Here is a 13,355-nt window from a genome sequence, read left to right on the forward strand (position 1 = left end):
CCATGCGCCTCATCCTCGACCTTGCACTGACCCACATCTCCGGCCGCGGCCGGCAGACGATCGTCGCGATGCTGGGCGTTGCGGTCGGCGTTGGGTTCTCCATCGCCATGGCGGCTTTGATGCAGGGCGGCCAGGACGATTTCGTCCGCCAGCTCGTCGACACCATGCCGCATGTCCAGGTGACCGACGAGCAGCGGACGGCGCGGCGGCAACCGGCAGAAGACCTGTTCGACGCAGCGGCCATTTCCGGCCTCAGGCCACGCGACGATCGGCGCGGCATCATCAACCCCACCGCAGCACTCTCCTGGCTCGATGGCTGGATCCCGGGCCGCTTTGCCGCCACCCTCAAGGCACAAGGCGTCATTCGCTATTCCGGCCAGGAGGTCGGTGCTGCCGTCATCGGCATCGATCCGCAGGCGGAACCCGGCGTCTCGCCGATCATCGGAGACTTCAAGGCCGGCAGCTTCGCCGCACTTGCCGCCGGTGGCAACAATGTGGTGGTCGGCGATACCATGGCCTCCCGGCTCGGCGCCAAGCTCGGCGATACGCTCACCGCCGTCTCTTCGGAGGGGCTCAGCCGCCGCTTCAAGATCGTCGGTCTCTTCCACACTGGCACGACGGCGCGCGACGAGGGCGAAGCCTATGTGCTGCAGAAGAACGCGCAGATCCTCTCGGCCCGGCCGAACGCGATCAACGAGATCAACATCAAGCTCGACGATCCGAACGCGGCGCCCACGGTGGCGCGCCGCATCGAGGCGGAACTCGGCTACAAGGCGGTCGCCTGGCAGGATGCGAACGAGTCGATCCTCGAGGCGCTCGTCGTGCGCAACGTCATCATGTACACGGTCGTTGCGGCGATCATGCTGGTCGCAGGCTTCGGTATCTTCAACATCATCTCGACGATCACGCACGAAAAGGCGCGCGACATCGCCATCATGAAGTCGCTCGGCTTCACCGAGGCAGACATGCGCATCCTGTTCGTGATCGAAGGTGTGGCGATTGCCACAGCCGGCACGCTGCTCGGCTGGACGCTCGGCTTCGCGATGGTCTACGCGCTCTCGCTCGTCCGCTTCGAGATATCCGCGACCGGCCAGGAGATGACCCGGCTACCGATCGCCTGGAGCATGCTGCACTATCTGATCGCCGCCGCCTTCGCGCTCGGATCGGCCGCCGTCGCCGGCTATCTGCCGGCAAGGCGGGCGGCCCGCGCCAATCCCGTCGACATCATCAGGGGCGCGACATGAGCACGCTGATCGAAACAAGGGATCTGACGCGCATCCTCAGGGAGACGGTGCCGGTCACCCTGGTGAAGGACATCTCTCTTGTTATCGGAGAGCAGGAGTTCGTCGCAGTCACCGGCCCTTCAGGCTCGGGCAAGTCATCGCTCCTCTACCTGCTCGGCCTGCTCGACCGGCCGACCGGCGGCACGCTCAGCATCCGCGGCCGCGACACGGCCCGGATGGACGAGGACGAAAGGGCCGCCACGCGGCTTGCCAACATCGGCTTCGTCTTCCAGTTCCATTTCCTGCTGCCGGAATTCACTGCCCGCGAGAATGTCGAGATCCCCATGCGCAGGCTCGGTCGCCTTGGCCGGAACGAGATGCGCCAAAGGGCGAGCGATCTGCTTGCAGCACTCGGCCTTGCCGATCATATCGACAAACGGCCAGACCAGCTTTCGGGCGGCCAGCGCCAGCGCGTGGCCGTGGCCCGCGCACTGGCCAACGATCCGCCGCTGATCCTTGCGGACGAGCCGACCGGCAGCCTCGACAGCCAGAGCTCCGAACAGGTCTTCAGGATCCTGGAAACGCTGGTGCGCGAGCGGGGAAAGACGGTGGTCGCAGTCACCCACGACCTCGACATGGCCTCGCGCATGGACCGGCGCCTTCAGTTGATCGATGGGCGCCTGACCACGGAGGCGGACAGGGCCGCGGTCTCAGGCGAAAACGAGTCGCCGCAAACCTGACGCCCCGCGAAAACCTCAACCGAGGCCGAAGACGACATCGCTTTCCGTGAGAACCGAAAGCGAGACGTCCTCGATCAGAATGCCCTCGGCATCGGAACCGTTGAAGGCGACGAACACGCCGTCGGCCGTATCGTGCGCGGCAGCGAGAAAATCGGCATAGCTGTGAATGCCGGTGGCGTCCTGGGCGTCCTCGGAAAAGGCGATCCGATCGCCCAGCCTGCCGTTGAAATCAAGGACGCGATCGAGACCGGCCTCGCCGGAGGTTTCCGACGACCAGAGAAACGTGTCGGCGCCGCTGCCACCCGTCAGCCGATCGGTGCCATTGCCGCCGCTCAAGAGGTCATTTTGCGAACCGCCGTCGAGGATATCCGCACCTTCACCGCCGAAGAGCTGGTCGTTTTCCGAGGCGCCGCTCAGCGTGTCATCTCCGCCGCGCCCGTCGAGGATATCGTTGCCGCTCGACGAATAGAAGGTGTCGTTGTCTTCGGCGCCGCGCAGCACGTCGTCGTAGCGCCCGGACGTGACGTTGAAATATTCGACATTGGCGAAGGTCAGTCCGGTATGCGTTATGCCGCGCGCCGCATCGAAAACCGTCGCTTCAGGCAAGCCGCCATAGTTGAGGTACAACAGATCCCGCCCGTCGCCGCCATCGGCCTCACCGAGGTAACGGGCATTGATCGTGTCGTTACCCGCACCGCCGCGCAGGATAGACGCGACGCCAAGCGTGCCGCTGCCGGGAAAGGTGTCCTGCAGCCAATCATCGCCAGCGCCGCCGTCGAGCACGTCGCTGCCGCCATCATTGGCGAGCGTATCCCGGCCGTCCCCGCCAAAAGCCACGTCGTCGCCAGCGCCCGTCTCGATCATGTCGTCTCCGGCGCCCGCATCGATATAGTCGTTTCCGTCCTCGCCATCGAACCGGTCACGCCCGGCGCCGCCTTCGAGATGGTCGTTTCCGGCACCGGCATCGACCCCGAGAGAGTTGAGATCACCCGCGCTGACCCGGTCGTTGCCGCTGCCGAGCGCGAGACTCACTTCCTCAAATCCGCGCAGCACTGTGCCGGTTGAAGCCTTGCCAGCAGCGAAATCGATAGTCAGATCGCTCGTGCGCTCCATCTCGCTGATATAGAGCCAGTCCTGGCCCGCACCGCCGTCGATCTCGGCGGAGTAGAATGTGGAGATGATCCCATCACTGCCGTCGCCGCCAAAAAGACGGTTGGCACCGAGCCCGTCGGTGATCCTGTCGTCGCCCGCGCCGGCTTCGACGACATCGTTGCCGCCGGCAGTCTCGATGACGTCGTCAAGGGCGCTACCCGTAACACGGTCGCTTCCGCGTCCCGTCATCAGCACAACCCGCTCGACATCCTGATGCTGGACGAAGAGGTGCCGCTCCGTCTGCGTCCCGTCTCCGATAATGCCGTGACCATTCGCCAGGTTGAACACGACCGGAGCAGTCGATCCCGAAAGATCGACGACCAGCGTATCGTCTCCGGCACCACCAAGAATGGTGCTGCCCGCCCCGACGAGAACGAAGCGGTCGTTTCCATCGCCGCCATCGAGACGGTCGTGTCCGCCCGTATTGGTGATGACGTCATTTCCCGCGCCCGCATTGACGACGTCGATGCCGGCTCCGGTCGAGATCCGGTCGGCCGCGGCGGTCCCCGTGATCCGGTCGTCGCCGCTGCCGGCAAGAAGGCGCAGCCACTCGATATCGTGGAAGAAGACATGCCGGCTGACAGCGCTCGGATCCCCGACATAGCCATGGCCGCCGGCACCGTTGAAGACCATCCGCTCGGCGCTTTGCGAGAAGTCGACGACGAGACCGTCAAAACCCCTGCCGCCGGTAACGGCACCGCCGGTCCCGGTGAGAACGATCTGGTCACTGCCGTCGCCGCCGTCGATCCGGTCGTAGCCGCTCGAACTCGTCAACATGTCGTCATGCGCCCCGCCGTCGACAAAATCGTCACCGCCGCCGCCATCGATCGTATCGAAGCCGAAGAGGCCCCAGATGCGGTCGCTTTCCTCGGTGCCCTTCAAAACGTCGCCCGCAGACGAGCCTACGATCTTCGCCATATCGCTATCCTCTTCGATCGACTTAAGAATATGTTCAAAGACTCGAATATACATCCCGATTATGGAATGTATTACAGGGATGGCGCAAAGCAATATCGAATAAACTTTCCGAATATAGGCAATTTAATTTGAAATATATATTAGATATCCCGAGGCATTCGCCGAGTTTGACGAGATCTGGAAAAAGCTGCGGTCGGAAATTGTGCTGAGGGGCTTTTAAACTATACCCGGAAGACGAAGCCGGGCAAACGGATGCACCGGGACGTCATCGGGTGCAGGAGGGATCTTTTAGGTCCAGGGAGCCGGCGGCCTAGTCGACCTCGCCGCACCAGCGTCTGACGCTTTCGACCGAACCGTCGAACCGGGCCTCGAAGCTTGCTGCCGCAAGGATGGCTTGAAGCTGGAGCGTCTCGCTGCCGATATTGGTGAAGCCATGGCGGCGGAGCGGCGGCACGATAAGAGACCGGCCGGGCAAGACGATGATGCGCTCCTCTTCGATCCACATCTCGGCCTTGCCGGCGATCACCGTCAGGATTTCCTCAACGGGATGATGATGCGTCGGAGCGCCCGCGCCGGGCGCCACCCATTGCTCGAACAGGCACAATTGCGAGGCGCCGCTCACCGCGGAGATCACCATCCGCGTTTCGACGCCGGGGCGCCATAGCTCAACGGGCCAGTTCTCATGCACGATCACTTCCATGCCGGCCTCCACTAGTCGATCATGGCGTTTGTCGCTGCGAGTTTAGCAGCACTGCTGCATCGGTACGATGGTGCGGTGTTGCTGATCATAGATCCATCCGCTTTCAGAGAAGCGAGCGCGGCTGCGACGACAGCCGGACGGGAAACAACAAAAAGGCGGCGCTTGAGCGCCGCCCCAGAGGAGAGACTATTGGGCTCGGTCAGTTGATGACCCGGACCACCGTTCTCGACTGCGGTTCCACGATCACCCGCTGGTCGTTGACGACCGCATAGGCGTAACGCGGGTTTTGCGGAATCGGCGTCAGGACGACAGCCGACGGGATGGGCTTACCGACCACGATCCGTTCCTGAATGACGACAGACGGTGGAGCCGGCTGCTGCTCGACATAGGTGACCACTTCCGGCGGCGGAGGCGTCAGCGCTGCACCGAGCGCGCCACCCACAACGGCGCCGACGCCGGCACCGATCGGGCCGCCGACGACAGCACCCGCTGCCGCACCACCGGCCATGCCTGCAGCCGTACCGGCTTGCTTGTTGGCGTCCTGAGCAAAGGCGGAGCCTGCCAGTAGAGCAGCAACAGCCGCCGTGATTACAAGCTTCTTCATGATCTCATCCTTTCGTTCGATCACAAACTCAACGAAAGGGATAATAAATTGTTCCAATATTACCTTCTTGTTTTCGGATCACGCTTGATAACTTCCGTTAACAGTCGCCTGCACAATCAAAACAAGCACGGACGATGCCTTACATATTCCGACAAAGAGCAATTAGATACTTTATAATCGCGACCATATTCTATAGAAACGCCCGGTTCGCATGGTTCCATTTTGAAACCGCCGACTGACCCGTGAGCAGCGGGTTTCTGCCACACGGCACACGATCTGCCGCGCTAGTCGCGGGGCAACTTGCCAAGGAGCAGTTTGTTCCCCTCCCTGTTTCCGCAGCGCGAGCATTTGAGTGTTCGGCCGATGGAATTGAGGTGGATGCCCCATCCGTAGGTGCTGGCTATCACCCGACGGTCAATTCGCCCTTGATGCCGGCACTTCCCGCACTTCGCCACGAGCACATACCATTCCGGTAGCAGCTCCAGGGTCGAGCCGTAGTCGGCAGCATTTTCGCGCGGCATCAGGTCGATGCTTCGACGATGCCTCATGGTCAGTCCTCTCGAAGCTTCGTCTCGATCCGCTCATCACCGCACGCGGGCATCGGCGGCTTTCGGGCGGATTGCCCCCGTTGGAGCTACGCTAGGCGCCCAGGTATCGGCCCACCGGTCCCGCGTAGTCGTTATGTCTATCACCGTGCCGAACCGTCGAGCCGCAGCGAAAGCTGCACGCCGCCGCGCTTCAGCCGCGGCAGGGGCGGCGTCATGTCGATGCGTCCGAAGGTCCGCTTCCGCCACTCGGCTTCGCGTTCCCGCTTCTTCCGGGCGGCTGCAACGGCAGCCATGGCGCGTTCGATCACTTCTTCCGTATGGGTCATGGTTTCTGTCCGGCTCATGGGAAACCTCCATTTGTTCACGTTATGTTCTTATTTTAGCACTCCAATGTCAACTCCCTTCGCGAGGCCGGGCGAATCGCATGCAAAGGGATCGATGAATCACCCTCTCGTCAGCGGGCAGCAGACGGTCAAATCCGCCATCGCCAAGGCGACAATGGCCAAAAGATCGGTTTGTTCCGACGACCAATTTACCTTGTTTTTCAGTGCCGGAAGGCCCGCCGCGGGACCCGCCTCATTAACCTTCGCACTGCTGAATTAACCATTTGTTAACCATTTCTTCGATACACCGAGGCAACGGAAAATTTACCAAGATGAACGATGTGTTAACCGAATCCCGGCCGATCCGCCTCAAGGGGCGCTCCTTCCTTGCGCTAGCGCTGACCCCCGAGCTGCCCCTCGAGGATTGGCTCACTCGGCTCGACGATCTGGCTTCCCGCTCCGCCGGTTTCTTCCTCCGGCGGCCCGTCGTGCTCGACGTCAATGGCCTCGAAATCGATCGCTCGCAACTGCGCGAGCTCGTCGATCAGCTCGGCAAACGCAATGTCCGAATCATGGGCATCGAAGGCGCGCGACAGTCGCTGCTCGGCGCCGATCTGCCGCCGGCGATGAACGACGGGCGCCCGGCAGCCGACTACGAAGCGAAGATGGCGGAGCAGGCAGAAAAGGCCGAGGTGCCAGGAGCAGAAACGGAAGCCGTCATCACGGCCGAGCCGCTTGCCGCCAAGGCAACACCCTCGATCGTCGTGACCCAGCCGGTGCGCTCCGGACAGTCGCTGTTCTTCCCGGAAGGCGACGTGACGATCATCGGCTCGGTCGCTTCTGGCGCCGAAGTCGTCGCCGGCGGGTCGATCCACATCTACGGCGCGCTGCGCGGCCGGGCGATGGCCGGCACCACCGGCAATGTTTCGGCACGGATTTTCTGCCGCAAGCTCGAAGCGGAACTGATTGCGATCGACGGCTTTTACAAGACCGCCGACGACATGGAGCAGCATCTGCGCGGCAAGTCCGTTCAAATCTGGCTCGACGGCGAAGCGCTCAAGGCGGGAACGCTCGGCTAGAGCGGGATGGGGATGGCCGGGCGGACACCGCTCGCATCCCGCTTAGGGTTCTGGGTCGATCCAGAACCATCGTGACGTAAGGCGAAGGCGTAGTTTAAATACTTGGAGAGATGAATGGGCAAGGTAGTCGTAGTTACATCGGGCAAAGGCGGCGTCGGCAAGACGACGTCCAGCGCCGCATTGGGTGCTGCGCTTGCGCAGAACGGCGACAAGGTCGTGGTCGTCGACTTCGATGTCGGTCTGCGCAATCTCGATCTCGTCATGGGCGCGGAACGGCGCGTGGTCTATGACCTGGTCAATGTGATCCAGGGCGAGGCCAAGCTTTCGCAGGCGCTGATCCGCGACAAGCGGGTCGAAACGCTTTACCTGCTGCCGGCCTCGCAGACCCGCGACAAGGACAATCTGACGCCGGAAGGGGTCGAGAAGGTCATCGCCGCCCTGCAGAACGCCTTCGACTGGGTGATCTGCGACAGCCCTGCCGGCATCGAACGCGGCGCGACGCTCGCCATGCGCCACGCCGATATCGCCATCGTCGTGACCAATCCGGAAGTCTCCTCGGTGCGCGATTCCGACCGCATCATCGGCCTGCTCGATTCCAAGACGTTGAAGGCCGAAAACGGCGAGCGGATGGAAAAGCACCTGCTGCTCACCCGCTACGACCCGCTTCGCGCCGAGCGCGGCGACATGCTGAAGGTCGACGACGTGCTCGAAATCCTGTCGATCCCGCTGATGGGCATCATCCCGGAGAGCGCAGACGTGCTTCGTGCATCCAACGTCGGCTCGCCGGTCACGCTGGCAGACAACCGCTCAGCGCCGGCGCTGGCCTATTTCGACGCAGCGCGCCGGCTGAAGGGCGAAACCCTGCCAATCACCATTCCCGGTGAAAAGCGCAGCTTCCTCGGCAAGATTTTCGGAAGGAAGGCGGCATGAATCTGTTCGGTTTCTTCTCCCGCTCCCAGTCAGCACCGGCCGCCCGCGAACGGCTGCAGGTCCTGCTGGCGCATGAGCGCGCATCCGCAGGCGATTCGGATCTCGTCACCAAGCTGCGCGACGAAATTCTGAAGGCGATCTCCAAGCACATGCAGATCGACGACGAAAAGGTCAAGGTGACGATGGAACGCGGCGCGCAGGTTTCGACGCTCGCGGTCGATATCGAGATCCCCTTTGACGCGAAGAAGGCGGCCTGACGGTCGCCCATTCGTTCCAGATGACGTCAAAGCGTCTCCGGATACCTTTAGCCGGACAATATCGACAGATGTTGTCCGGCTTTTTCGTGGAAGGTCAGAAGTCCGGCGCCACGCCGAAAACGAACTCCGCCTTGTCTTCCGACATGTTGTAGTACTGGTGATCGAAGCCCGCCGGAATGTAGAAGCCGTCGCGCGGATTGAGCTCGAACCAGACCTGGCCTTCCGCTTCCGGCACATGGATGTTCAATGTGCCCGAGACGACGTAGAGGCATCTGATAGCACTGGCAAAGCCGGACCTCGTCGCTTTCGGCAGCGCCCGTTCGATCGCGCTCGCCTGTTCGTTCGCCAACGACGGTCGCTCGCTTTGCGACCGTCCTCGGCTTCAACGACTTCCGCGACCTGAAGATGTTCTTTCAAAAGCACCTGCGAAATACGCGGGTGGCATAGACCTCACAATGGAGTGCCGGCGCTCAGGCCGCCTGCTGCGGCAGCGGCCCGACATAGAGCGAACGCGGCCGGATAAGGCGGCCTTCCAACGCCTGTTCGCGTGCGTGGGCGATCCAGCCGACGGTTCGGCCGATCGCGAACACGCCGGTGAAGGCTTCCCGCGGGAACTTCAAAGCGTCGAGCAGAAGCGCCGTGTAGAACTCCACATTGACGTCGAGCGGACGGTCCGGTTTGCGCACCTTCAGGATGGCAAGCGCCGATTGCTCGACCGCTTCGGCCAGTTGAATCCGATCGCGGTTTGCCGGGTCGGCGGCGCTCAGCTGCTTCAGTGCGCCTTTCAGCGCGTCGGCGCGGGGATCGCGGACGCGATAGACGCGATGGCCAAAACCCATCAGCCGTTCGCCGTGGTCGAGCGCCTCCGAGAGCCAGACTCGCGCGTTCTCCGGCGTCCCGATCGCATCCAGCATGTCGAGCACCGGTCCCGGCGCACCGCCATGAAGCGGCCCCTTGAGCGCGCTGATCGCAGCAAGAACCGAAGATGTGAGGCCGGCTTTGGTGGACGCGACCACACGCGACGCGAAGGTCGAAGCGTTGAGACCGTGATCCGAAATCGTCACCAGATAGGCATCGAGCGCCGCCACTCCTTCCTTGCTCGGCACGCTTGCACCAAGCATTGCGAGAATATCGGCGGAGTGGGAAAGCGCCGGCGTCGGCGCGACCGGGGTTTCACCCTTCTTCAGGCGCAACGCCGCCGGCAGGAAGACCGCCGGGGCGGCCAGCAAGCGCAGTGCCGTATCGAGATCGTCTCCATCCGGAAGCCGGGCGATCAACGCACGCATGATGTCGACTGGCGGCAGTTCCAGCAACACATCGTCGATGGCGGGGACGTGAGCGAAGACCTCCACCCGCTTTTGCCCGAGGCGCTTCGCAAGCTCGGCCCGATCCGGCGTGGGCCCCAGCAGTCCGCCGAACAACAGGGCGACGACATCTTCATAGCGCGCGTGCCCGACCAGATGATCGAGCGAGACGCCGCGGATGATCAATTCGCCGGCCTCACCGTTGACATGGGAGAGCTGCGTTTCGGCGGCGACGACGTCTTCAAGTCCGTTCTTCATCATCAAGTTTCTCCTTTACGCCTTGGATGATCCGGCCTAGATCTATTGACGTCAATCTTGATGCAATCGATCAACATGAAGACGCTCTGGATCACCGCCGAAGAGGCACTCGCCCGGCTCGGCAGCAAGCGGCAGACGCTCTATGCCAATGTCAGCCGCGGGCGCATTCGCGCCAAACCCGACCCTTCCGACCCGCGCCGCAGCCTCTATCAGGCCGACGACGTGCATCGGCTGGCCGAACGCCATGCCGGGCGGCGGCAGGCGGCGGTCGTCGCCGCCGAAGCGATCCGCTGGGGTGAGCCGGTTCTGCAGACGACGATCTCCAATATTGCCGGCGGACGGCTATTCTATCGCGGCCGCGATGCGGTCGAACTCTCCGGCGACGCGACGCTGGAGCAGGTCGCGGCGCTGCTTTGGCAAGCATCCGAGCCAGTGACCGTTCCCGCCGGCGATCATGGCGGCAGCCAATCGCGCCTGGCGGCAACGTTCGCGCGCCTGGCTGCACGGATCGAAAGCGACCTGCCGGCGCTCGGCCGCCGCCCGGCGATATTGAAGGCTGAAGCCGCCGACGTGCTTGCAAGCGTCGCGACGGAGATGGCGCCATCGCCAGAGCAAATGCCGCTGCACCGGCGGCTGGCGCTGGGCTGGGGACGGCCGGAGGCGGCGGAGCCGATCCGCAAATGCCTGGTGCTGACCGCGGAGCACGAGCTCAACGTTTCGGCCTTCGCGGCCCGGGTCACAGCTTCCTCCGGCGCGGCGCTTTCCGCCGCCACGCTATCGGGGCTTGCCACTCTCACCGGGCCTCGACACGGCGGCGCCTGGCTCAGCGTCACGCGGCTGGCCGAACAGGCGGCGGCGAGCGGCGTGCGCGAAGCGATCCGGGGAATGCTTTCCTCCGAGGGCGTGGTCAGGGCCTTTGGCCACCGGCTCTATCCCGATGGCGATCCGCGCGCCAAGGCGATCATGGCAAGCTTCGAGGTGCCGGCGCTCTACACCACCTTAGCCGAAGCCGGCGAGGAGTTGCTCGGCGAACCCGCCAATCTCGACTTTTCGCTGGCCGCCCTCGCAGCAGCCTACGCGCTGCCTGACGATGCGCCGCTCGTCATTTTCGCGCTTGCGCGCACCGTCGGCTGGCTTGCTCATGCGATGGAACAGGTCGAGAGCGGCGAACTTATCCGCCCTCGGGCGCACTACGCCGGCTCCTAGCTATTTCTCCGACGCTCACGCAAACACGGGGCCCGCAAACCCCTTTCCGAGGCATGGGCGAGTAGAATAGTTTCCAGGAGAAAGCGCGGACAGCGTTTATTACATAAAATTAATAATTTGAACTTCGAAGAAAAGTCAGAGAAATATTACATTATATTAACATGACTAACCCGCATCGGAGTATTACCTTCGAACCGAGGCTGAATATTGCCGGCGACCGCTTCGGCCGCGACGCGACAATAGGAGACGGCCTCGCAGGGAAGCTCCTCCCGCTTCCCGCGTTGAAGGAGATGCAGATATGCGCTCGCCCCTCAAGACCACCACCATCGCAACCCTCGCCCTCGTCGTTTTCGCCGGCGGTGCCTTTGCGGCCGATCACCACGACTTCGGTCGCGACAGTGACAAGGGCGCCTACACGGGCGATTACTACCAGGGCATTTTCACCCAGGATGACATGACGGCCCCGGCCATGCAGGTCTACCGCGCACCGGTTCACATGGCATCGTCGCGCCTAGACCGCGTCCTGCATGAACTCCGGGTCGACAACCACCGGATCAATGCCGACCGCGAACAGGGCACGCTGACTGCGGCAAACTACAGGAAGCTTGAACGCGAGGACGGTGCAGTGCGCGCCCAGGCGGTCAAGACCGCCGCCGCCCACAACGGCATGCTGCCCACGCAATCCTATGCGCGGTTGCAGAACGAAGTTCGCCACCTCGACCGGGATATCGCCCGGATGGCGTGATCGACAGGCAGATGCGGCCCACCCGGCTTCCGGGTGGGCGCCACCGACGGCGCCGGGCTCGCTCCCTGAGCCCGGTCCCTCGGCAACCAACACAAGCCCCCTTACACGAAGCTGACCGAAGCAATGAGCCGTGTTCGCCTCCGAACGGGCGCACGCCTGAGATCTCTCGGCGACCTGGCAGCGAAAGGAACAAGATCATGTCAAACATTCTCATGAGGCACCGTGCTGCCGCGCTCCTCGGCGCAGCCGTCATCGTCGCGCCTTTGTCCATGGCAGCCTTTGCTGGCCATGACGCGGCTGCGGCCGCCGGAACCGGCCCGGCCGTTGCGGTGCCGCTTGCCTCCGGCGCCTCCTTCGCTCCGATCGTGTCGGCGGTCACGATTACCACCGTAATCAAGGCCGACAACGCTGGTAACGACGAAACCTCGCAACTCGGCGAAAACTCGCCCTTCGACGAGCAGTTCCGCCAGTTCTTCCGCGACCAGGGCATTCCGCTGCCGGACCGGGCCCCGCAACAGCGCCCCGCGCAACGGGCCGAAGCGCTCGGCTCCGGCTTCGTCGTGGCCGCGGATGGCTACATCGTCACCAACAACCACGTCATCGACAAGGCGTCGAGCATCACGGTGACCCTTGACGACGGCACGCAAGTGCCCGCCAAGCTTGTCGGTGCCGACCCGAAGAACGATCTCGCCGTACTGAAGATCAAGCCCGCAAAGCCGCTTGCCACCGTTGCCTGGGGCGATTCCGACACCTTGCGGGTCGGCGACCAGGTGCTTGCGATCGGCAACCCGTTCGGCATCGGCACGACGGTGACCGCCGGCATCGTCTCGGCACGTGGACGCGATCTGCACAGCGGTCCCTATGACGACTTCATCCAGATCGACGCGCCAATCAATCGCGGCAATTCCGGCGGACCGCTGGTCGATGCTGCGGGTCGGGTGGTCGGCATCAACACCGCCATCTATTCGCCGAACGGCGGCAGTGTCGGCGTCGGTTTCGCCATTCCCTCGGATCAGGCGCAGAAAGTCGTCGCCGAGTTGATGAAGGACGGCTCGATCCAGCACGGCTTCATCGGCGTCGAAATTCAACCGGTGACCGCTGACATCGCCGATGCGATCGGCCTCCGTCAGGCAGAAGGCGCGCTCATCGCCGGCGTCAATGATGGAACACCCGCCGCCAGGGCAGGCCTCAAGGCTGGCGACATCGTCACCGCCCTCGGCGGCAGCCCGATCAAGTCGCCACGCGATCTCTCGCGCATGGTCGCCGACCTCTCGCCCGGCACCTCGAAGAGCTTGAGCGTCTGGCGGACCGGCAAGACCAGGGATCTCTCGATCACCGTCGGCCGCAACACGGGGGATCAACAGTAGC

At 63.3% G+C, this 13,355-nt stretch carries 13 protein-coding genes and 1 pseudogene; 8 read left to right on the plus strand and 6 right to left on the minus strand.

The annotated features are described in order from the left end of the window. Positions 1 to 2: 2 nt before the first annotated feature. Both ASE60_RS18250 and ASE60_RS18255 read left to right on the plus strand, forming a co-directional pair. Positions 3 to 1,244, plus strand: coding sequence for an ABC transporter permease (locus tag ASE60_RS18250; RefSeq protein ID WP_057251949.1), 1,242 nt, complete (start codon positions 3 to 5; stop codon positions 1,242 to 1,244). Beyond that, on the plus strand, positions 1,241 to 1,963 hold the full coding sequence (locus tag ASE60_RS18255) for an ABC transporter ATP-binding protein (RefSeq protein WP_057251950.1): 723 nt from the start codon (positions 1,241 to 1,243) through the stop codon (positions 1,961 to 1,963). Before ASE60_RS18250 ends, ASE60_RS18255 begins: the two co-directional genes overlap by 4 nt. 15 nt (positions 1,964 to 1,978) lie before the next feature. Here the strand turns inward: ASE60_RS18255 and ASE60_RS18260 are convergent, their stop codons facing one another. The 4 genes from ASE60_RS18260 to ASE60_RS18280 all read right to left on the minus strand — a co-directional run bounded on the left by ASE60_RS18260 (position 1,979) and on the right by ASE60_RS18280 (position 6,211). Next, positions 1,979 to 4,033, minus strand: coding sequence for a calcium-binding protein (locus ASE60_RS18260; RefSeq protein WP_057251951.1), 2,055 nt, complete (start codon positions 4,031 to 4,033; stop codon positions 1,979 to 1,981). A gap of 310 nt (positions 4,034 to 4,343) precedes the next feature. Continuing rightward, positions 4,344 to 4,733, minus strand: coding sequence for a cupin domain-containing protein (locus ASE60_RS18265; RefSeq protein WP_057251952.1), 390 nt, complete (start codon positions 4,731 to 4,733; stop codon positions 4,344 to 4,346). Positions 4,734 to 4,932: 199 nt separating this feature from the next. After that, positions 4,933 to 5,337 carry a DUF1236 domain-containing protein gene (locus ASE60_RS18270; protein WP_057252113.1) on the minus strand — a complete coding sequence of 135 codons (405 nt, stop codon included), beginning with the start codon at positions 5,335 to 5,337 and terminating at the stop codon, positions 4,933 to 4,935. 688 nt (positions 5,338 to 6,025) lie between these two features. Continuing rightward, positions 6,026 to 6,211: a hypothetical protein gene (locus tag ASE60_RS18280; protein ID WP_057252114.1), complete on the minus strand. Its 186-nt coding sequence runs from the start codon at positions 6,209 to 6,211 to the stop codon at positions 6,026 to 6,028. 329 nt (positions 6,212 to 6,540) lie between these two features. Between ASE60_RS18280 and minC the strand changes: the two genes are divergently transcribed. The 3 genes from minC (at position 6,541) to minE (ending at position 8,474) form a co-directional block, all read left to right on the plus strand. Next, the gene (gene minC / locus ASE60_RS18285; RefSeq protein WP_057251954.1) at positions 6,541 to 7,287 is read left to right on the plus strand and encodes a septum site-determining protein MinC; all 747 of its coding nucleotides are present in this window, start codon (positions 6,541 to 6,543) and stop codon (positions 7,285 to 7,287) included. Positions 7,288 to 7,401: 114 nt separating this feature from the next. Continuing rightward, positions 7,402 to 8,217, plus strand: coding sequence for a septum site-determining protein MinD (gene minD, locus ASE60_RS18290; protein WP_057251955.1), 816 nt, complete (start codon positions 7,402 to 7,404; stop codon positions 8,215 to 8,217). Then, on the plus strand, positions 8,214 to 8,474 hold the full coding sequence (minE, locus tag ASE60_RS18295) for a cell division topological specificity factor MinE (RefSeq protein ID WP_057251956.1): 261 nt from the start codon (positions 8,214 to 8,216) through the stop codon (positions 8,472 to 8,474). The genes minD and minE overlap by 4 nt, the downstream gene beginning before the upstream one ends. 94 nt (positions 8,475 to 8,568) lie before the next feature. On the opposite strand, the gene ASE60_RS18300 is transcribed toward minE, so the two are convergent. After that, positions 8,569 to 8,823, minus strand: a complete 255-nt coding sequence (locus ASE60_RS18300) for a cupin domain-containing protein (RefSeq protein ID WP_057251957.1) — start codon at positions 8,821 to 8,823, stop codon at positions 8,569 to 8,571. A 121-nt stretch (positions 8,824 to 8,944) separates the two neighbouring features. After that, positions 8,945 to 10,036 (minus strand): citrate synthase/methylcitrate synthase, encoded by a 1,092-nt coding sequence (locus ASE60_RS18305; RefSeq protein ID WP_057252115.1) that lies wholly within the window; start codon positions 10,034 to 10,036, stop codon positions 8,945 to 8,947. Positions 10,037 to 10,096: 60 nt separating this feature from the next. Here ASE60_RS18305 and ASE60_RS18310 point away from each other — a divergent pair, with 60 nt between their 5' ends. From ASE60_RS18310 to ASE60_RS18320, 3 genes and pseudogenes are all read left to right on the plus strand, one after another. Further along, complete coding sequence (locus ASE60_RS18310; protein ID WP_244495655.1) at positions 10,097 to 11,242, plus strand: citrate synthase; 1,146 nt, start codon at positions 10,097 to 10,099, stop codon at positions 11,240 to 11,242. A gap of 298 nt (positions 11,243 to 11,540) precedes the next feature. Further along, a complete protein-coding gene (locus tag ASE60_RS18315) occupies positions 11,541 to 11,987 on the plus strand; it encodes a hypothetical protein (protein WP_057251958.1) in 447 nt (148 codons plus the stop codon). A gap of 197 nt (positions 11,988 to 12,184) precedes the next feature. Next, a pseudogene (locus tag ASE60_RS18320) lies at positions 12,185 to 13,336 on the plus strand (Do family serine endopeptidase); the annotation flags it as partial. Positions 13,337 to 13,355 lie beyond the last annotated feature (19 nt).

It is taken from the genome of Ensifer sp. Root278 (genome assembly GCF_001429285.1).
Classification (GTDB): Bacteria; Pseudomonadota; Alphaproteobacteria; order Rhizobiales; family Rhizobiaceae; genus Ensifer.

Bases quoted from the DNA above. Each gene is read 5' to 3' on its own strand.
- minD (WP_057251955.1), top strand. From the start codon at position 7,402: ATGGGCAAGGTAGTCGTAGTTACATCGGGCAAAGGCGGCGTCGGCAAG.
- ASE60_RS18280 (WP_057252114.1), bottom strand. From the start codon at position 6,211: ATGACCCATACGGAAGAAGTGATCGAACGCGCCATGGCTGCCGTTGCA.
- ASE60_RS18315 (WP_057251958.1), top strand. From the start codon at position 11,541: ATGCGCTCGCCCCTCAAGACCACCACCATCGCAACCCTCGCCCTCGTC.
- ASE60_RS18310 (WP_244495655.1), top strand. From the start codon at position 10,097: ATGCAATCGATCAACATGAAGACGCTCTGGATCACCGCCGAAGAGGCA.
- ASE60_RS18265 (WP_057251952.1), bottom strand. From the start codon at position 4,733: ATGGAAGTGATCGTGCATGAGAACTGGCCCGTTGAGCTATGGCGCCCC.
- ASE60_RS18305 (WP_057252115.1), bottom strand. From the start codon at position 10,036: ATGAAGAACGGACTTGAAGACGTCGTCGCCGCCGAAACGCAGCTCTCC.
- ASE60_RS18270 (WP_057252113.1), bottom strand. From the start codon at position 5,337: ATGAAGAAGCTTGTAATCACGGCGGCTGTTGCTGCTCTACTGGCAGGC.
- ASE60_RS18260 (WP_057251951.1), bottom strand. From the start codon at position 4,033: ATGGCGAAGATCGTAGGCTCGTCTGCGGGCGACGTTTTGAAGGGCACC.
- ASE60_RS18255 (WP_057251950.1), top strand. From the start codon at position 1,241: ATGAGCACGCTGATCGAAACAAGGGATCTGACGCGCATCCTCAGGGAG.
- minC (WP_057251954.1), top strand. From the start codon at position 6,541: ATGAACGATGTGTTAACCGAATCCCGGCCGATCCGCCTCAAGGGGCGC.
- minE (WP_057251956.1), top strand. From the start codon at position 8,214: ATGAATCTGTTCGGTTTCTTCTCCCGCTCCCAGTCAGCACCGGCCGCC.
- ASE60_RS18250 (WP_057251949.1), top strand. From the start codon at position 3: ATGCGCCTCATCCTCGACCTTGCACTGACCCACATCTCCGGCCGCGGC.